Origin of the sequence: Paenibacillus sp. P36, from assembly GCF_045866505.1 — a bacterium.
GTDB classification, from domain to species: Bacteria; Bacillota; Bacilli; order Paenibacillales; family NBRC-103111; genus Paenibacillus_E; species Paenibacillus_E chondroitinus.
Window position 1 is genome coordinate 5562952 of record NZ_AP038372.1, and the last position, 19953, is coordinate 5582904.

General features: G+C 47.2%; 12 protein-coding genes and 1 pseudogene. 2 read left to right on the plus strand and 11 right to left on the minus strand.

Annotated elements, in window-relative coordinates:
• Positions 1-18: 18 nt before the first annotated feature.
• From ACKTT9_RS25185 to ACKTT9_RS25215, 7 genes are all read right to left on the minus strand, one after another.
• Positions 19-792 (minus strand): SDR family NAD(P)-dependent oxidoreductase, encoded by a 774-nt coding sequence (locus ACKTT9_RS25185; RefSeq protein ID WP_407868046.1) that lies wholly within the window; start codon positions 790-792, stop codon positions 19-21.
• Positions 793-818: 26 nt separating this feature from the next.
• Positions 819-3044: an AraC family transcriptional regulator gene (locus tag ACKTT9_RS25190; protein WP_407868047.1), complete on the minus strand. Its 2226-nt coding sequence runs from the start codon at positions 3042-3044 to the stop codon at positions 819-821.
• A gap of 26 nt (positions 3045-3070) precedes the next feature.
• Complete coding sequence (locus ACKTT9_RS25195; protein ID WP_407868048.1) at positions 3071-4615, minus strand: ABC transporter substrate-binding protein; 1545 nt, start codon at positions 4613-4615, stop codon at positions 3071-3073.
• A gap of 59 nt (positions 4616-4674) precedes the next feature.
• A complete protein-coding gene (locus ACKTT9_RS25200; RefSeq protein ID WP_407868049.1) occupies positions 4675-5580 on the minus strand; it encodes a carbohydrate ABC transporter permease in 906 nt (301 codons plus the stop codon).
• Between the two features lie 16 nt (positions 5581-5596).
• Positions 5597-6517, minus strand: a complete 921-nt coding sequence (locus ACKTT9_RS25205; protein WP_407868050.1) for an ABC transporter permease — start codon at positions 6515-6517, stop codon at positions 5597-5599.
• Positions 6518-6707: 190 nt separating this feature from the next.
• Entirely contained in the window at positions 6708-7631 is a 924-nt protein-coding gene (locus ACKTT9_RS25210) for an EamA family transporter (RefSeq protein ID WP_407868051.1), read from the minus strand.
• Complete coding sequence (locus ACKTT9_RS25215; protein WP_407868052.1) at positions 7628-8794, minus strand: iron-containing alcohol dehydrogenase; 1167 nt, start codon at positions 8792-8794, stop codon at positions 7628-7630. Before ACKTT9_RS25215 ends, ACKTT9_RS25210 begins: the two co-directional genes overlap by 4 nt.
• A gap of 138 nt (positions 8795-8932) precedes the next feature.
• Between ACKTT9_RS25215 and ACKTT9_RS25220 the strand changes: the two genes are divergently transcribed.
• Positions 8933-9271: a L,D-transpeptidase gene (locus ACKTT9_RS25220; RefSeq protein WP_127450087.1), complete on the plus strand. Its 339-nt coding sequence runs from the start codon at positions 8933-8935 to the stop codon at positions 9269-9271.
• A gap of 67 nt (positions 9272-9338) precedes the next feature.
• On the opposite strand, the gene ACKTT9_RS25225 is transcribed toward ACKTT9_RS25220, so the two are convergent.
• The 3 genes and pseudogenes from ACKTT9_RS25225 to ACKTT9_RS25235 form a co-directional block, all read right to left on the minus strand.
• Positions 9339-9791 carry a sensor histidine kinase gene (locus tag ACKTT9_RS25225; RefSeq protein WP_397369258.1) on the minus strand — a complete coding sequence of 151 codons (453 nt, stop codon included), beginning with the start codon at positions 9789-9791 and terminating at the stop codon, positions 9339-9341.
• 54 nt (positions 9792-9845) lie between these two features.
• Positions 9846-14534, minus strand: a pseudogene (locus ACKTT9_RS25230) (AAA family ATPase); the annotation flags it as partial.
• A 103-nt stretch (positions 14535-14637) separates the two neighbouring features.
• Positions 14638-16290: an FAD-dependent oxidoreductase gene (locus tag ACKTT9_RS25235; protein WP_407868053.1), complete on the minus strand. Its 1653-nt coding sequence runs from the start codon at positions 16288-16290 to the stop codon at positions 14638-14640.
• Between the two features lie 467 nt (positions 16291-16757).
• Here ACKTT9_RS25235 and ACKTT9_RS25240 point away from each other — a divergent pair, with 467 nt between their 5' ends.
• A complete protein-coding gene (locus ACKTT9_RS25240) occupies positions 16758-17975 on the plus strand; it encodes a PASTA domain-containing protein (RefSeq protein WP_407868054.1) in 1218 nt (405 codons plus the stop codon).
• Between the two features lie 53 nt (positions 17976-18028).
• Here ACKTT9_RS25240 and ACKTT9_RS25245 read toward each other — a convergent pair whose 3' ends face one another.
• Positions 18029-19795: a methyl-accepting chemotaxis protein gene (locus ACKTT9_RS25245; RefSeq protein ID WP_407868055.1), complete on the minus strand. Its 1767-nt coding sequence runs from the start codon at positions 19793-19795 to the stop codon at positions 18029-18031.
• Positions 19796-19953 lie beyond the last annotated feature (158 nt).

Consider the following 19953-nt stretch of genomic DNA (forward strand, 5'->3'; position numbering starts at 1 on the left):
CTCCCTTAAGTTATTAAGCTAGTGAGGGGTGCCAGGCAGAATAAGTCCCCCGTCCACACGCAGCGTCGTACCTGTCATGTAAGATGCTTCCGGAGACACCACCCAAGCGACGGCTCGGCCGATATCTTTGGGTGTTCCGGAGCGATGAAGCGGTACACCCGGATTGACGACATGGAGCGGTTCCATGCTACCGTCTCTGGTGTCTATCGCTCCCGGCCCGATGCAATTGACGCGGATGCCGTGAGGCGCAAGATCAATAGCAGCAGATGCCGTCGCCCTCGCCAACGCAGCTTTCACACCGCCGTAAACAGCATCTTGCGCATAAGCGCGTTCTGCACGAGTTGAGGTAATGTTCACGATATTTCCTTGAATGCCCTGTTTTATCATGTGTTGGCTGATGGCCTGCATAAGAAGAACCGGCGCTCGAAAATTCAGATGAAGAAGCCGATTCGTGTGCAAAATATCAATATGTTCGATTGATTTAAAAAACGTGATCCCTGCATTGTTCACCAGAACATCGATGCGACCCAGAACATGAATCGCTTGCTCTGCAAGCTTAACCGGCTCGTTCTCCTCCTCCAGGTTTCCTTCAAACACCTCACAGGATCGGCCAAATGTATGCCTGATCAGCTCCGAAGTCTCTTTCGCATTCACTTCGTCCTGCCAATGACTGATTACCAGATCGTACCCACTCTCTGCGAGCACGAAAGCAATGCCTCTGCCGATTCCCCGGCTGCCGCCTGTGACAAGCGCTGTTTTGCGTATGATGTCTGCACCCGTTTGCGATATCATTCGTCATCGCCTCCTTGAACGGCACCTCACAAATTACTCGCTGCCGTCCTCATTTTTTGCCTATACTCATTAGGGGTAATGCCGTGAATCTTCTTAAACACTCTTCCGAAGTAGCTCGTGCTGGCAAATCCTGTTTCACTTGAAATTTCAGAAATAAGCCGTTCGCTACCTTCCAGCATTTCAGCAGCTTTCTCTATTCTAACTTCATTAATATAGTCCGTCACCGACTTGGAGGTATGTTTTTTAATCAACCTGCCGAGATAGACTGGGGACATATTCAAAATGTCTGCGATATGATCTAAACACAGATCTTCCTTCCGATACTCAGCGTCAATAATGCCATATATTTTTCGGATTAGCTCCTCATACTTGGCGCTTTTCTTCTCCCCGAGCTTCTCTTCAATTTGCCGGAACATCTCCATAAAACGGTCGCTAATATCGCCTAATCTTTCCAACTCAGCGAGATGTGCAAACATCTCATTAAAGGGAATGCCGAAGCTATAACCTGAAGCCTTCTCCAGTGTATCTACCACCATATTGATGGAGAAAAACAACCGCAATACCGTTAAATTCAAATCCTTATACGAATACCCTTCCGTAGAATCCAAAATAGACTGACAAAGCAGCTTAACTTCTTCCATCTTGCCAAGCATAAGAGCATCGGTCAGAAGTTCTTCCTTTTGAATCGGGTACCGGTAGGAGCGTTTCATCGCTTCTGATGTCTGATCTGCGTCAAGATGAGCTTCCCATCCGGCAAATACCCGGAATCTTGATATTTCCAACGCCTCCGAATAACAACCAGGACACAGAGTCACATCCTCGCCCACTCGGCTTACGGCCGAAGTTACGGAGAATTTGAGGTATTTCTTAATCTCTTGCCGGATTTGAGCAATGTCATGTTCCATCTCTTCAATCTGAGGTCTATGAAAAAGGAGAATCACATGATCGTCACCGGAATCCACGGCTTCGCAAGGGGCATGTCTGGACATGATTTCCAAGGCAATGTTCATCATCCCAAATCGCAGCAACCCTCTGTCGTTATACTCAAATTGGCGGCAAATATCTTTATAACGATCCATTTTCAAAAGCAGTACCCGCACTTCCTCCTGAAAGTTCAGCTTGATCTCATGGCTCTCAAAGCGCTTTTGCAGGATACTCGGAGGAAACGATCCGCCTTCAATCACCCATTGCTTCAAAAATTCTTGTTTCGCCTTATAGGAATTTTCTCTGATTGCTTGATCCTGAACCCCCAGCTTTTTCAACATTTCAGCGAACGGACGATTCAATCGGCGGGATGTCAGATACGCAAGCGAGAGCCCAAGCCCAATCAGTAAGAAGCAAAGCTGCAGCGTTCTGTTTCTCATTTTGTCGACTTCTTTAACAGCAACCTCATAAGGAGTGTACCGGACGAATTTCCAATTAAGCGCATCGGAAGAAGCATAGGTCACCAATGATTTAACCCCATCCACATCTCCGATAAAATGACCTGATTTCTCCCCCGCATGCAAAATATCCTGCACGAATGCCTGATGCGACAAGTCGCTGAGCATTTGCTCCTTATAGATGCTGCTCACCAGCACACCATCCGAATCAAGGATGATGATACCGCCGCTTTGGCTTTTATCCATGGTGGCTATCGCCTTTTTCATCCAAGTGTCTGAAATATTCAGAATGATGGCGCTGCCTCTCCCTGAACCGGAAGTTTCGTAATAAATAAAAGAGTACACATTATAGTCCATGTTACCGATGGTTGACGCATTTTTAATCGTTCGTGTAATCGGTTTCAAATTCATGTCACTGTTATAACCGTTCATGATTTCAACGATTCCTTGATCGGCGAAGTAGGCACTCTTTTGCAGTCCAATTGTCGAAGTGTAATATAAATCAAGCTTGCCGTTATAGAGATACACGGAATGCAGAAAAGGCATAGACCCGATTAAATTAATCCGGTCTGTAATCGTTTTCGTTTCAACAGGGTCCGTCTCCGACTGATAAAACACTTTAGGCATATCCCGATCGAGCAAAATCTGGGCAATCGCCATTTTCGCATTTTCCAGCATGGCATCAGCGGATGAACTTATTTGAGATAAGGATTCTTCGGAATACGAAAAAATCTTCTTTTGTTCAATATGGACGAAATTGACGTACAAAATATAGGTCACGGCAAGCACGATCACAGCCGTTAGCGTCGAAGAATACAGGAACAAGCTGGAGAAATAACGGCTTTCCGACTTGCGATTTGGCAGTTTCATTCGTTCTCCCTCTTGTTCCCTGATTTTTACTTCTTGTTAGCGGTTTTCCACTGTGCATATTGCTTATTCATTTCTTCGAGGACCTTCTCGATTCCTGCCGCTTTGAGCTTCTCTTTGAACTTCGGAATCGTCGAATCCGGATCAACAGAGCCCGTTTCCAGAATCGGACGGAACTCACTTTCAACATTTTTAATGGCGGCAACCTCTGTTTTTAGCGCAGAACTGTCGAAGTTGAAACCAAGATCCGGCATAATTTCGGATTCACCGTTGAACTTTTTGAACTGCTCCCAAATATCATCCGGTTCGCCCGGCATTAAATACGTAAGGAATTGATTCCCGTATGCCCAGGTCTCGTTGGGATTGTAGCCGGACTTTTTCCCATTTTCCGTTCCCGGCGCATATTCAATCCTATTGTCGGCTGTCTTGACAATGTGCTTGCCTTCGATCCCACGGCCCACGAGATTGATCAACTGCTTGTCGGTGTACATCATATTGTAGAACATCAACACGCGATCCGGATCTTTGGAGTTTGTCGGAATGCCCATCATGGAGCCTACCAAATCATTCGTCGTTGTAATCGGCTTGCCGAAGTTATGGTAAATAAACGACGCTCCATACGCGTTGGACACCTGTACATCAACATATGGCTTCAATTGTCCGAAAATAAAAGCAGACTTGGCGCGATCGCCGTTCGTCGCCTTCATGACGGCCGCATCCTTCGGAATATAGCCCGCTTGGTAAAATTTATTCAACGTTTTAAGCGTTTTCAAATATTCCGGTTCATCCAGCTCTAAGGTGTAGCCGCTCGCGTCTTTTTTCAGCACAATCGATTGTACCGGCGAAACGTTCCATAGATTTCGATTAACGAAATTCGGTATGCGACTTGCACCTGCTGCCAGGAGCGGGATAGCCCCGGCTTCATTTTCTTTAATCGTTTTGAGCGCAGGCTCCAGCTCTTCCAGCGAGTTGATTGCGCTAATATCAATCTTATATTTCTCCATCATGGTCTTGTTAGCAAGAAAACCGAGCCAGGAGCCCTTCTCTTTATTAGCTGCCATGGTGTAGGTACGCCCTTTAATTGCACTTGCTTGCAGGAACCCGTCAGAGAGCAGCTTTTTTGCATCAGGAGCCAGCGTATCTAATTTATCCGTGATATCAACTAACCCGCCTTTACCGACCAGCGTATTGTAATTCATATTCCCATTAGACGTGAACATAAGATCGACCTTCTCGCCTGTGGCAAGCAGCGCAGTCATTTTGGCATCATAATCAGCAAATGGGATAATATGCATTTTAACCGTCGCATTGATCTTAGGTTGCGTGATTTTGTTGATTTCCGCTTCCACCAGCTCGCCGTCCGGCTGCGGTCCAGGTCCAATGATGTACCAATCAACCTGATATGGTGCAAGCGCTTTCGCAGGTGCGGTCGTACTCGTGCTCGAAGTGCTCGGAGCGTTTGGTTCACGCTTTTCGCCTGTCGGCTTACTGCCATTCGTGCATCCCGCTGCTAACATGGACAACAGCACAATCGTAGTTACCGAGAACTGCCTCACTTTTATCCCCTTTAACATGCTCAAAAACCTCCCTGAGTCATTTATATGCTATCCAGTTCCCTGGGATTAGCCTTAGATTAGCCTTTTACTGCCCCAATGGTCAAACCCTGAACGAAATATTTCTGAAAAAAGGGGTACGCCAGCACAATTGGACCGATGCCAATGACGGCAAGCGCCATTCGCAGGGTTAAGGAAGGCGGTGCGATCCCCACCGTAGCGCCGTAATTTTGTGCGTTGGCTGAGGACAGGAAATCCGACATGCTCTGCGCTTTGTACATGAGATACTGCATATTCATGATTTTGTCGTCGTGAATGAGCATAAGCGGGAGCCACCAATCGTTCCAATAGACGATAGCGCTGAACAAACCTACTGTGGCAAGCCCCGGCAGTGAGAGCCTCAGGATGATGGAAAAGAAAATACGGTACTCTCCGGCCCCGTCAATTTTGGCTGACTCCACAATGGCGTCAGGAATCGTTGTTGCAAAATACGTTCGCAAAATCATTACGTACCAGCCATTAAATAAATAAGGCACGATTAACGCCCAGATATTATTTTTCAAATGAAGAATTTGCGTCGTGACCAGGTACCAGGAAACCATGCCGCCATGGAATAATAAAGTAAATACCACCAAAAAAGCGAACAACTTTCGATAAGCAAAATCTTTCCTCGACAATGGGTAGGCAAACATTGCGGTAATGAGCAAGCTCATCATCGTCCCAACCACCGTAACGAAAAGCGTGACCCCGTACGCATGAAGGATCACATTCCCTTGCTCCCACAAATAGCGGTAAGCTTCAAGCGAGATAAAATCCGGTATAAAACGGTACCCGTTTGCAGCTACACTCTTTTCATCTGTGATGGAAACAACGGCCACAAGGATAAGCGGGATGAGGCACGTTAGACTCATCAGTATAAATACAAGATGGAAAGCAGCGTTGACGGACTTCGGGATAGCGTTGATGTTGCCTTCTGACGACTTCATTCGTTTCTTCCCCTTTCTAGAAAATCGCTTTTTCCTTGTCGATTCTGCGGACAACCCAATTGGACAGCACCACAAGTACAAATCCAACGAACGCTTGGAAGGTGCTGGCTGCCGCGGACATTCCGATGTCCCCGCTGTTCATCAAGGCACGATACACATAGGTGTCAATCACATTCGTAACCTCAAAAAGTGCCCCGGAATTAAGAGGAACTTGGTAAAAAAGACCAAAGTCCGCAAAAAACATGCGACCAATCCCCAGCAGTACCATAAGCGTGATCACCGTTGAAATGGATGGAATCGTAATATGGCGGATTTGCTGCCATTTGGAAGCTCCGTCGAGCGATGCCGCTTCATAGTAATCCGGATCGATACCCGTGATGGCGGCGAGGTAAACGATCGCGTTATAACCTGCGTACTTCCATAGGTTTGCGAAGATTAGAATGTAAGGCCAATACGCCTGCTGACTGTACCATTCCACAGGTTTTGTGCCCAACGGCTGAAGAATCATGCTGTTCATGATGCCTTTATCAGCGCTGAGAAAACCAAAAAACAAGTAGCTGACGGCAATCCACGATAAAAAATAAGGAAGCAAAATGAATGTTTGATATATTTTTGCCGCCCGGCGATTCCTCAGTTCATTTAAAGCAATAGCGAGAAATACGCTCACCGCCGTCCCAAGCGCGATAAACACCAGATTATACAAGATGGTATTGCGGGTGATGATGAACGCATCCGGTGTTTGGATAAAAAACTCGAAGTTTTTCAACCCGACCCAAGGGCTGTTCTCGAAATTCTTTAAAAAACTCCCACCCGAGTAGCTGAAATCTTTGAACGCGATCAAAATGCCCCCGATTGGCAAGTAATGGAAAGCGACCAATAAAATGAGTCCGGGCAATGTCATTACAAGCAATGCGGGGTTGCTGCTTCGTTTCTTCATTTTCATTCCTCCTGACTAGTCAAAGCGTAGCACCCGCAGCTCCCAGGGGTAAATCGCAAATAACGTAACAAGATCGCACTTTTCCTACGATTGCCCATGTAAAAAATCATACATGTTAGAAAAAATCATACTTTGACGCATAACAAAAAGGTGAACTCCCTCATCATCACGATGCAGAGTTCACCTGATTCTAGTTTACACCCATTTGACTCCGCCGCTTTCGCAGCTTCATCAATTCTGGCAAAGCAATACCAACCATTGTAATAATAACACCGATCCATTGTATGCTATGCACGGTTTCATGAAGCACGACAAAGGACATGATGACGGCGGTCGGCAATTCCGCCGCGCTCATAATGGTCGCGATGCCGCCGCCGATCCGAGGAACGCCAATCGCGAAAAACAACGGCGGTATGACGACGCCGAAGAATGCAAGCAGCAGCGCCCAAGGCAGAAGTTCTTCATGTAAAGAGCCGTTAAACAGAAAATGTGGCGGATACACCAGCATAACCAGGATTAACGATCCTGACTGCATGATAGCGCTGCGAGTAATTGGTGCAACCTCGTTGGAAACTTTGCCGCTAAACATAATGAATAAGGCATAAGTTAGCGCAGAGAGAAGCCCCAGACTGATGCCAATCCATGACGGCGCTGCTTGCCCGCCACCCAAATATCCGCTTGCCATAATAATTCCGACAAACAGGATGATGAGCGAGAATATTTTTTCTTTCCCAGGCCGCTTCCGCTCTGTTATCGCCTCAAGTAAAATACCGATCCAGGTAAATTGAAACAAAAGAATAATGGCAAAGGAAGCTGAGATATACTGCAAAGCTGCATAATAAAAAATGCCCGTTAAGCCTGAGGTTGTTCCGACGGCCATGAGCGACAAGGCTTGGCGCGGCGCCACTTTATACTTCTTGGACTCAGCGCTGCCGCCTCGATTGGATTTGGCAGTAACAAGAACCAGGGTCCAAATCATCAGCACGCCGAACAAATTTTGGCTGCCAACGACTTCCCCCACATGGAAGCCCGACTCATACGCTTTTTTGACAAATGTGGATAACAATCCGAAGCTGCATGCGCCAGCCAGCACGAATAAATAATATTTCATCATAGTGATTTCGTCAGAATATCTCTGACCGTATCACGCGTCATGATTTTGTAACTTCCCACTTGCTCCTTCATGAAGGACTTATGAATTAATTCCTCAAGTCTGGCATCACTAATGTCATAGTCCGCTAAACAGTTCGGAGCGCCCAGCGAATTCCAGAATTGACGCAGCGCTTCAATGCCTTCATACGCAATTTCGTGATCGGTTTTGCCAGTAGGATCAACACCGAACACAGCCAGCGCCAGCTTGGTCATCCGTGAAGGATCGTCTTCGGCGCAATGTCTCATCCAGTTCGGATAAATGATGGCGAGACCTCCGCCGTGCGGAATATCATACACCGCGGACAAGCCGTGCTCGATCTGGTGAGATGCCCAATCTCCGCCATCGGTCCCGCTTGATAATAACCCGTTAAAAGCCGTAGTTCCCGCATACATAATCGTTGCGCGATGCTCATAACTATGCAGGTTCTCAAGCAATTTAGGCGCAGCTTCGATGATCGTCAAGAGAACCGATTCCATGAAACGATCCATCATTGGCGTATTTTCGGTAAGGTGGAAATACTGTTCAAGCACATGAGACATCATATCCACAATGCCGTATACCGTTTGATCCAAAGGCACCGAATACGTAAACTCCGGGTCCAGAATGGAGAAAGCCGGATAGGCCAATGGGCTGCTCCAGCCGCGCTTCTCGTTTTTGTCCCAGTGGGTAATGACTGAAATGTTGTTCATCTCGGAACCTGTAGCCGCAAGCGTTAGTACCGTTCCGAACGGCAGTGCTTTAGCAGGGACCGCCTTGCGCGTAATAATATCCCACACATCTCCCTCATAATAAACGCCGACTGAAATCGCTTTGGCGCAGTCAATCACACTGCCGCCGCCTACAGCTAGAATCAGCTCAATACCGTGCTCCCGACACTGCTCGATCCCCTTCTTCACTGTCGTAAGCCGCGGGTTCGGCTCAACGCCTGACATTTCATACACGTCCGCTTGCATATGGTCAAGCTGCTGTTTAACAGCCTCGTAAACGCCATTTTTCTTAATGCTTCCGCCGCCAAATACGAGCAGCACCTTCTTGCCAGGCGTGCCAAGTTCCTGCGCCAGCTGCTCAATTTGCCCTTTGCCGAACCATAATTTCGTTGGATTGAATTGTAAAAAAGATTGCATGATTGTAGCTCCCTTGGATGACTGATATCTGATAACTAACTAAAGCAGTATACCACAAGTCCGATTTAATTTCGAAAAAGGTTTGGCGCCCTGTTCCTTTCTCATGCACCTACATAAGATAGACCGAGGTGAATATCCATGCCTAATTACCGCATTATTATAGACTTGTCCGATTTCCAATTATATTTGCTTGATGTTAATCGCGTTGTGCGTGGTTTTCCCGTAGGGATCGGCAAAATGGTCACCCGAACACCCGTAGGCGAATATACGATTATCAATAAGCAGCCGGATCCCGGCGGACCCTTTGGCGTTTTCTGGATGGGGCTGAGCAGGCCGCATTACGGTATTCATGGCACCAACGACCCCTCCTCCATTGGCAAACGTACCTCTCACGGATGTATTCGAATGTACAACGAAGACGTGCTTGAGCTTGCCGCACTCGTACCCATTCATACCCGTGTGACGATACGACCCTAAGAGGCTGTCCCGGCAGTCATCAGAATGACCGAGGGACAGCCTCTTAATTTTTGGAACATTAGCCACATTAAATCCGGTGTACCGGCAAAGAAAAAGAGATACTGCAGCCTTTGCCTAGACGGCTCTCCGCCCAGATCTGTCCGCCATGATATTGAACAATCTCTTTGGCAATCGCAAGGCCAAGCCCGCTTCCGCCAGATGTGCTGCGTGATTTGGAAACCTTATAGAACCGTTCAAAAATGTGCGGCAGATCCTCTTCGCTGATCCCCACGCCTGTGTCGGTCACCCGAATCACAAGCTGGCGCGGATCGCCTTTGATGTCCACATGCACATGAATGAAGCCGCCTTTGGCTGAAAACTTAATGGCATTGTAAATAATATTGGCATATACCTGCTCGATCCGATCCGTATCAACGGTTAACAGCATCTCTTCATCTTCCGACTTCGCCATATCGAGCGTGTAGGTGATACCCGCATTGGCGCAGTCCAGCTCATATTTAGCAAAAAGCTGGCGCACCATGGTCTGACAGGAAGTAGGCGCGAGCTGGAAATGGAACTGCTTTGTTTCCAAGCGGCTCAGCTGATACAGATCGGTAATCAATCGTTGGATACCGACAATGCGCATATGCACAACTGAAAGGTACTTTCTTTGTTCTTCGGGCTCCTGAATCACGCCGTCAAGAATCGCCTCGACGTAGCCCTGAATGGAAGTCAGCGGTGTACCCAAATCGTGAGAAATATTCGAGAGCAAGTCGCGTCGCGAAGTCTCCATCAGGATCAATTCATTCGTACGCTCTTTTACTTTGGACTCCAAGTCGTTGTAAAGTCTGGCATTTTCAATGGAAATCGCCGCCTGTGCGGACAGCAGCTTGATAATATCAAGGCGGTCCGACGTAAACGCATTGCGAATCAAATTATTTTCCAGATAAAAGACGCCGACGAGATTGCCCTGATGCAGAATCGGTTCACAAAAAATCGATTTACCCTCAGCGGCGCGAATGTAAGGATCATGCGTGAAGATTCCTTTATTCGCGGCATCATCCAGCACGACGCCTTCCTTGGTCCGGGCAACGAATTGAATCACAGCAGCCGGAAGATCTTCCCGTGTTTCCAGAGCGACCGAGCTCACCGTGCAGGAATCTTTGCCTTCCGTCGCTAGCATTTCCGCCTCGACATACAGGCTTTCCTTCTCCTTCAGAACAAGGATGCTTCGCTCTGCACCTGATGAATAAGTAACGATTTCCATCAACCGTTTAATGAGCTGCTCCAAATTGACTTCACTGGATAAGGACCTTGACGTATTCATAATCGTCATAAAATCCAACGCCTGCAGCGAATAGTCACTGATATTCGTCGTACTCCAGTCCTGCTGCTCCTTCAGTGAGGTCAAATAGTTTGGATAGCGCAGCTTCAACTCATCGGCTTTCGCTTTAGCTCCCCAGCTTAAATAGCCATAATAAGCATCAATGAAGTAAGTCTTAGCGATCTTCTCGCGGCCGGCATCTTTGTAGAGCCTCCCCGCCAGTTCGCAAGCGATCGCTTCATGCTGAATGAAGCCCTGCTCCCTAGCTTGCCGGATGGACAACTCATAGTCCTGCTCGGCTTTCTGGAAATTCCCTGTGACACGGCTCCACTCGGCACGCATCAAGGAGCTGAGATGCAGGAAGTTTTCTGGACAGTGGGTCGCCCACTTGTCCATTTTGCGCAGCATTTTACCTATTTGCTTGGCGTAAAGCTTCTGCTCAAAGATGGTTGCATCCTTATACACAGCGGCAATGGATAAAACATAATAGAAATAGTTCTCGGGAATGTGGAACAATCCGAAAGAGACAGACTGCATCGGCTCTGCTTCTTTGCCGGTCTTTAGAGCAGCGTCGTATTGACCGAACAAAAAATACAGCATCATTTTTTTAACCTTATACTCATGTAAAATGACTTGATTCGGGTGGATAATCAGCTTTTGGACAAACCGCTCTTCCGCTGCTTCGTCCGTACCAACGATCAGGGGGTTTCCGGCTTTTCCTTCCAGATTCTGAATCACCATACGCAGCATTTCTAACATAAGCAGAGTGTCATGATGGTTGGTTTGCTCCAGGATACGATAGTGCTTATTCAGATCTTCTTGCACTTCCGGAAGCGCCACGCCCTGAAAATCCTTAGCCAACACCTGGTAGGTCAGTGCGTAGCCTGCGAAAACCAGATCTCCGTCTTCAATTCCGCTTTTGAACGACTCATTTAAATGCTCCAAGCTAACCTGCAGCGGTTTGACCCACGGTGTAACAAACAACCCGAAGGAAAAGTGGCTTTTACTGCGGTATTGATGGGATTGGAAACGGGCATTCAATCTTTCGCCAAGCTGGCCGTACTGGTAGCCTAACTGATAATCACCGAAACCTGAGCCAAGGATTAATCCATAGGAACCGTACACGTAGGCCATAACCGGTGTATTGCCGTATTTTAGCGCGTGTTTGGTCATGATGAACATGAAAAGCACGAATAAGTTCGTATTTACAAAATAGGCCGATACTGCAATACTCATCATCAAACTCATCAATTTGTACCGGTATTCATCCTCCATGATGGGCAGATCATACAGCTGCAGCGTATTTTTGCGCCCAATCTTTGCTTTGAGGTTGAGATAAGCCAGAAAAATATTCGCGCTCGTCGGTTCGCTCGGAATCCGAATCCCTTGTTCAGCCAAGGCTTTTAAGCCAACCTCGACACTTTTACGCTGCTTTCCGACGTTGGTGTACAAAATAACTTGTAAGTTATACACTTCCAGCTTTAACTCATTCGTTCGGGCATCCTGGAGCAGCTGCTCATAGGAAGTTTCCGCTTCATCCGCTTGGCCGTTCAAATACAGGACTTCGGACTTTTCCAGCCGAATCGAGAAGCTGAGATCCTCCAGCTCCTTGTTTTCTACCAGATTCAATAACGTCAAAGCTTTGTTGTAATATTGCAGCGCAGAACGATAGGCATTCGAAGATTTGGCTTTACGGCCAGCTCGCAAGTTAAACTCAAGCAGATTGACAAGCTCCTGGCGCTCTTTCAACAACTCGGAACCTAAGTTCATATGGTTGATGATATCGAATAAACGCTGCTCAATTTGTGCTTCAGGCAAAAACTCCAGCAGCTTGCGTGCAATATGCAAATGGGTCTCAGGCAGATCGGCTTGTTCGATCGAACCGTATACAGCTTCCTGAATGGAATCATGCACGAACATGAAGCGAATGTCTTGAGCGGCGGAATTGCCTTGCGAATCTGTATAAAATTTATAATCCGTACCCACAGGGATGATCAAACCCGTCTGAATGGAAACTTCCAGCTCCTGTAAAACTTCCTCAAATGACGTCATCGCAATGATGCCAAGCGCCTCGAGATCAAAGGTTGCACCTAAGCAAGCTGCCTGACGCAATAAATATTGCGTTCTGGACGGCATGCGCAGCAATTTTTCCGCCAAAAGGAACATAAGATTGTCTGTAATTCGCAACTTTTGAATTTCATTCATATCCCAAATCCATCGATTGGCTTCGTAGCTGTAGGTAAGTAAATTTTGCTCGTATAAGGCTGTTAGGAATTGCTTGACGAAGAAGGGATTGCCTCCCGTTTTCTGCAGGATCAGCTGAGCCAACTCGGCTACTTGATGGTTTTCCGTCTTTAATGACTCCGCAACCAGCTGCTTGACATCGCCGATTTCCAGTGCTTTCAGCACAATGCGTTCCGCAACAAGCCGCTCCGGCAGCTTATCGAGCAGTTGAACATGTGTGGAGGATAACCAATTGGTATCGTGTTCGCTTCGGTAAGCCCCAATAAATAGGAAATGCCTCATCTGTGAATCGTTTAGAAGCAGATCGATAAACTGCAAGGAGGCCGCATCCGCCCATTGCAAGTCATCAAGAAACAAGACGATAGGCCTGTCTTTCGAGCAAAAGATAAGCAAAAATTGCTGTAACAAGAAATGCAACCGGTTTTGCGTTTCTTGCGGTGGGAGCTGCTTCGCATTAGGCTGTTCGCCGATCAGCAGATCCAGCTCCGGAATGAGATCGGTTAATACTTTACCGCTCGTTCCAAGCACTTTGAGCAGCTGTCCTCGGTACTCTTCAATTTGTTGGTCCTTCTCCGTCAGAAGCTGACGGACCAGCTGCCGAAGCGCTCTCGATAGCGCGTGGTAGGAGACATGCTGTTTGCCGGGTTCAAAACGCCCGGCCAAGAACCAGCTATTGTCCTTCATCACCGTCTTCATCGTCTCCGCGATGAGAAATGATTTGCCGTAACCGGACTCCCCCGTCACCCACACGGCTTCTACGGAGCCATGAATGGCGCGCGAATACACATGCAGCAGCTTTTCGATTTCCTGGGAACGCCCGTATAGCCCCTGCGGAATTTGGAACATATCGGTCATATCGTAGAGACCAATGGTGAAGTCTTGGATTTCGTCCGGCGCATTGACCATCATCAGACAATGCTCAAGGTCCTGAATGATTCCGTAAGCACTTTGGTAGCGGTCTTCGGCGTTTTTAGCCAAAAGTTTCATGACAATCTCGGCAAGCGGCTTCGGAATGTCCATCCTGATGTTGTCAGGAGAAATCGGCGTCACTGCAAAATGGCAATGAATCAGCTCCACCGGATCTTCGGTTTGAAAAGGAAGCCGGCCCGTGAGCATTTCGTAAAAAGTAACCCCTAGCGAATAATAGTCCGAGCGATAATCGATAATCCGATTCATGCGGCCTGTTTGTTCGGGGGACATATAACTCAGTGTTCCTTCAAGCTGATGCGGATCTAACATTTCCTGGCGCTCTCTGGTAAAGGAGGAGATGCTGAAATCCGCCAGTTTCATAATCTTTTTATCAGGATTAGTAATGATGTTGCTTGGCTTAATATCTTTGTGTATCACATATCGCTGATGAATATTCCCGACGATTTTGACCAACTGAATCGCCGCCGTTAAGAAAGCCTGAAGCGACTGGCGAAACAAAGGAAAGTAAGCGGATAAGGTGTCGCCGTCAAAGTCCTCCAAAACAAGCGCGATGCTGTTCTGATATTTAGGCAGCCCCAGCGGTTTCACAATGCCGGTGATGTCGAGCATTTTGCCAATTTCGTATTCTCGCTTCAGTCGTGCTACATCCGCAGAAACCGGAAAATCCGACCGAAGGGTTTTGATAATGACTTTTTCCATAGTCGGCTTATGGATGGCTCGGAACAGCACGGTCCGGTCGCCCTGATAAATCTGTCTGATCAATTCATATTCCGGCAAAATTAACATAAAATCCTCCTAGTAAAACTTGCTGCCAGGTACTTTCACAGACAAACGCCCCTTAACAATCAAGGAGCGCGTTGGCCTGGAATGATATGTGATCTGCTATGTATTACCAACCTAAAATCTTGCCGTCCCAAGGAAGTCCCTTCTCAAAACGGTGCTTATCATGGATATGATACGGCTTCAATATGTCGAGGTGCCCCAGCTCAAAGGTGTACATTTCCCATATCTTACATGGCTTTTCCTTCGAACCGTCTCGTTCGAGAATCGCATTCACCGCACGGCGCGCCGCTTCATTGGCGCCTTCCATCGTGGCAAGGTTCGTATTCGTACGAACGTAGTCCGCCGCCAGGAACAAATTCGGAATAGCCGTATAAGCTTCTGGACGGTAATCCCAAGTTCCTACGCGGTTAATCAGCAGCGGCTCCATATTCGTGCAGGCGTGATCAGGGTTATCAAATTGGATATCGGTATCCAGGAACCAGGAATGCAGAACTTCGTCCTCCAAAATGACGGCGCCGTCCACATTCAAGCTTTTCTTCATCTGTGCCCAGACTTCCTCTTTAATTTCTTCAGCCGTACAATGTGTAGCTGGTTTACCATATAGAATCCCTGGCGTATCCCAATCGGAAATATCAACGGACAGTACACCTTTAACCGTACCATCTCCATACTCGCTCAGATGAACATCAGGCCAGAATTGTTTCTGCGAAACGGATGTGAGCGACCAAGGTGCATCCAAGTAAATGACATGGCCGTGTGTAATTGTAACATCCTCTTTCAAATAATACTGGATCCCGTTCATCCACGCCACAGAATCAACCAACTTTTGAACGCCGGCAAGTGTTGGATCTGCTTCTAACATTGCGCCGGTAATGAATTTCCCCATCACCTCTACCGGGAATGCAGCGATGTAGTAATCCGCTTCAACGTCAAACGTTTGTCCGTTCTCCGTCACCTTCGCGCTGCGAATGACTCCGTCAACACACTCGATGCTCTCTACTTTTGCAGCCAAGTGATAGTCAACGCCTTTTTCTGTTAAAAAGGATAACCACGGGTTCACCCATTTGTCATTCGTGGGACCGTTCAGAAGTCGGACAAAGCTCGTCCCTGGCGTTGTAATGTCCAGTGTCATCTGAGTAGCTACTGGACCTACCGTTTGCGTGTTGGCAATCTTGGATTGGCAGGCAACAAGGGTCTTGGTGAAACCTGCAAATATTTTCTGGAAAGCAGGGGATTGCTGCTCAGCCTCGATGAATGTCCACCAATCGATCAGGTTATATTCCTCGCGGATACGCTCCTCGCAGGACGTCATAACTTGCCATAACTTACGTCCATACTGCTCCATGTCGTCCATTGTCAAACCCAGATTATTATCGAAAAGATCGCGAATAACAACCAGGAAGTTATCAAGGCTGAACTCAATCTTCGCGAGCAATGGGAGCAAAGGTGCCGTGAAAGTCGCAATATCGAGTCTCGTCACTTCCATTAAATTATCATACACGGTTCCGTTTTCATAGGGAATATGTTGTAAAGTATCAATCACATGTCTGTAAAAACGTGGAAACAATCGGAAGCCATGTTCGCCTGGGAGATCTCTTCTCCCGTCAGTTCCGCTTCCTACATACGGCATGCTTCTCGCTTTCCCGCCGGGTATAGTCTTAAATTCATAGACCGATACCTCATAACCTCTTGTGATTAATTCATGAGCTGCGCTCATTCCAGCGACGCCGCCACCCAAAATTGCGACTTTTTTCACCATAATTCCCCCTCGATTTGGATCATATTGTAAAATTATCTGTAAACTATCATACCATCTAGGCAATTCGAATCATAGACTTTTAGTTCAATAGAAACAGAAAAAAAACTGAAAAACGTTACCGTTTTCCAGAAAAATTAGGTCTTGTTATTATTTTCGCATGTATTGTAGCCTAGATAAGCTATGAAATATAAAATTCTCGTTTAATTTGCTAAAGCCTTGTTCCAAAACCAAGCAAAAAGGTGTACAGTAAAGTCTATGAAGGAATTAGCTTCACCTCTTGATCTTAACTCGACTTTACTCCTATTTTCACCCCGCCTATTCCGAACGATCATCATAATCTTTAACTAAAAAATTCGCTTTTCTATTGTTATTGCAGCAAACAAGATACCAAAATTCCTATATCTCACCGAATCATATATAATATAGGCAATGCTCATATGATGCCATCAAGAGAGGATGGATATTCCATGCATAACAAGATGGGTACACGATACATACCGGGAACCCGGATCATCAGTTTACCTCAGGGCACTCTTCATGATGGAGAAGATGTATTTCTGACTCGTAAAGTTCTTCTTTATAACATAAAGCTTGTTCCCGGACAGATTGGCGCAGATTATATGCGAACTCTTCATCACAAGGCTGCTTTCATCCATGACGGTTTTCAGCATATTCTGGACACTTCCGTAGAAGAAGATTCTGTGACCATTATTTTACAAGCTAAGCCAGGAGCATTATTTTCTCGCGTTATCCATAAACAACCGTGGACATTCCATCAAATCATCACGATGATCGCAGATCTGGGAGTCTCCTTGCTTGATGCTTTGGAGGAACGGATTACCGGATTCTCCGTAGCCGCCGAAAACCTGTGGCTAGATGATCATCATAAGCTTACTGTTATCAATTATTGGGACGAGGGGGATGCGCAGGCACAAGGCGCGATTGGGCTCTGCCGCTTGATGCTTCAGCTCTTTAGCGGCACGCAGCCGAGTACAACCCCGTTTGAAGTGATTCATACGCAGTTAGAGCGTACGCCTATCCCTTCGGCTACTCCCGAGCAAAAAGCTGCCCTCATCAAGCTAGTGAAGCTCATCTGTCAAGGCCAAGCTTCCCTATCCTCCTTCGTATTTGGTTTGCGCAGCTTGCAGCCTTCCAGCTTCAAGGAAGAAGCTTTCGCTGCACCCATTCATCGCCCCTCCCGATCCCAGAAGGCGCAGGTGGTCGCCCACGAGGAAGAGGATGTCGAGGAAGAAGAAGAAACCGAGCAAAGTTACACAAAGAACCGGCTACGTAAAGTTGGTATCGGAGCATCTGCCGTGTTCGTTGTGGCTATTGCCGGTTGGATCCTTTGGCCTTCTTCAGAGAAGAAGCAGCCTGTTGTTAATACGCCTGTGCAGACCGCTACGCCGACTCCACAGACGAGTACCCCAACCCCCACGCCTGTACCAACGAAAACTGTTGGGGATGCCAATAAGCAGCCAGTGGAGGTAGAGATCCCCAATCTGCTTGGGAAAGCTCTTGCTGATGCTGAACAAGAAGCCCTAGCTTTGAGACTGCGTTATAATTTTGTCATTGAAGCAAGTACTTCCCCTGACGGTACGGTCTTTAAGCAAGACCCTCAGCCTGGGACCAAAGGATTCCAGGGCGATAGTGTAACGTTCTGGGTGAGCAAGCAAAGCCAGTAAAGGTAGGAAGAAACAAAACAGCCTCTCATCCAGAGAGGCTGTTTCTCATTCAACTATACCTTGATTTGATCGATTGATTTACGCATTTCATCTGTAAGCCCGCTTAACGCATCTGCCGAATCAGCGATTTCTTGCGCTATTTTGAGCTGCTCATGGGTCAGCTTATGGATGTTCGTTGTGCCGTCCGATGATGATTTCGCGATATGCGCAATATCGACAACGGAAGCTGCAACTTCCTCAGAACCCGCAGACATTTCTTCCGTTACCGAAGATATCTCCTGAATCTGATGAGAAACAAAGCGGAATTGTTCCACAATATGACGGAAGAACTCTTCTGCTTTTCTGGAAAGATCAGCGCCCGTTTGAATTTCGCTCCGACCTGCTTCCATCGCCTCTCCCATACGCTCAGTCTCACGATGAATATTTTGCAATAAGGACGCGATCAGCTTCGCCGAATCCGCAGCGTGATCCGCCAGCTTACGCACTTCTCCGGCTACGACCGCGAAGCCCGCTCCATGTTCGCCAGCTCTTGCGGCTTCGATCGACGCGTTCAAGGCTAACAATTTCGTTTGCTCCGAGATATCGGAAATGGCGGATAAGGCAATACCGATCTCCTTCGAGTGGCCGCGAAGGGAGGCCGCACGATCCAGTGCTTCTTGCGTAGCTGTCGTAATCGTCACGAATTGTCCGTTCATGTTCTGAACGATCGATTGCCCCGATTGCGCGCTTTGCAGCGCGTTGTTGGATGCATCGGCAACGGTCAAGGAAGCTTCGGATATGCGGTGAATAGCCGTCGCCATTTCTTCCATGGACCGAGCGCTCTCGTTGGTGCTGAACTGCACGGTATTAGCGCCGTCAGCCACCACTTGGAGGGATGTATTCACATTCGTATTCATCTCCAGCAAACGGTGAGCTTGCACATTGAAATGCTGCGTGGTCACTACAAACTGCTCCGACGTATGCGAGACCTGCGATACAATCGTCCGCAGCATATCATTAATGTCGTTGGACATCTTCATCATCGCGCGGTATACCGTTCCGATTTCATCGATAGAGCGAACCGGATTAGCAGCTAATTGCTTCCTTGCGCTTAAGAAGTCTCCTTTTGCTATGCTCTCCGCACCTGCCCCAATCCACTGCAAAGGACGAAGGGCGCGGGTGACTACGAGCGTAACAAGTCCAAGTCCAAGTATGGTGAGAACAAGCATCAATCCATAAATCGGCAGATTGCTTTTGATAACACTGGCCGAAATTTGCTCCGTCACGCCCGCCTCCGTATCAATGCCAAGAACAGCAATCACTTTGCCCTCGGCATTTTTCACAGGAGTATAGGTTGAAATGTATTTTCCGTATTTCGGATTATCGATAATCGCCGAGCTTGCCGAAACGCCCTTCAACAGTGTTTCAACTTCCGTTGCCGCGATATCCGTCTCCTCATTGATGGGAGATGCGACGTCCGACCCCTTAGGCTGTCCATCGATCATAATGAGAGGTTTGTGCTGGTCATCGAAACGAACCAAATAGACATAAAGCGCTCCGATTTGCGTACGATATGTATCCAGCTGCTGTCTTATTTGCCAATAGAGATCATTTTCCTTGGGGTCTTTCAAAAATTGTTCGATTTGGCCAATATCCATTCCTTTGGTATAGCTATCTGAAAGCCGAATACCGTAACTGGCTATCGCTTCCTTCCCCGCATGTTTGGCATTGCGGAATTCCATGGTGATATAACCGGCGGACAGTGCTAAAACAACAATCATAACAGCGGCTACAATACGAACTACCAAGTGTTTTCTGAACCATCGAACACTATGTAACATATGATATTCCCCTTATCCTCAACATCTATTTCGATTGTTTTCGACAACTGTTTTCGACAATGACATGGAAAATCCTTCTTCTATGAACACGAATTTAGTTCAAAGGTCCTTATAAAATAAAAATGATCAGACAGAATTGCTCTGTCCAACCATTTTGA

Coding starts and splice junctions, on each gene's coding strand:
- ACKTT9_RS25185 (WP_407868046.1), bottom strand. CDS start 792: ATGATATCGCAAACGGGTGCAGACATCATACGCAAAACAGCGCTTGTC.
- ACKTT9_RS25190 (WP_407868047.1), bottom strand. CDS start 3,044: ATGAAACTGCCAAATCGCAAGTCGGAAAGCCGTTATTTCTCCAGCTTG.
- ACKTT9_RS25195 (WP_407868048.1), bottom strand. CDS start 4,615: ATGTTAAAGGGGATAAAAGTGAGGCAGTTCTCGGTAACTACGATTGTG.
- ACKTT9_RS25200 (WP_407868049.1), bottom strand. CDS start 5,580: ATGAAGTCGTCAGAAGGCAACATCAACGCTATCCCGAAGTCCGTCAAC.
- ACKTT9_RS25205 (WP_407868050.1), bottom strand. CDS start 6,517: ATGAAGAAACGAAGCAGCAACCCCGCATTGCTTGTAATGACATTGCCC.
- ACKTT9_RS25210 (WP_407868051.1), bottom strand. CDS start 7,631: ATGATGAAATATTATTTATTCGTGCTGGCTGGCGCATGCAGCTTCGGA.
- ACKTT9_RS25215 (WP_407868052.1), bottom strand. CDS start 8,794: ATGCAATCTTTTTTACAATTCAATCCAACGAAATTATGGTTCGGCAAA.
- ACKTT9_RS25220 (WP_127450087.1), top strand. CDS start 8,933: ATGCCTAATTACCGCATTATTATAGACTTGTCCGATTTCCAATTATAT.
- ACKTT9_RS25225 (WP_397369258.1), bottom strand. CDS start 9,791: ATGGTGCGCCAGCTTTTTGCTAAATATGAGCTGGACTGCGCCAATGCG.
- ACKTT9_RS25235 (WP_407868053.1), bottom strand. CDS start 16,290: ATGGTGAAAAAAGTCGCAATTTTGGGTGGCGGCGTCGCTGGAATGAGC.
- ACKTT9_RS25240 (WP_407868054.1), top strand. CDS start 16,758: ATGCATAACAAGATGGGTACACGATACATACCGGGAACCCGGATCATC.
- ACKTT9_RS25245 (WP_407868055.1), bottom strand. CDS start 19,795: ATGTTACATAGTGTTCGATGGTTCAGAAAACACTTGGTAGTTCGTATT.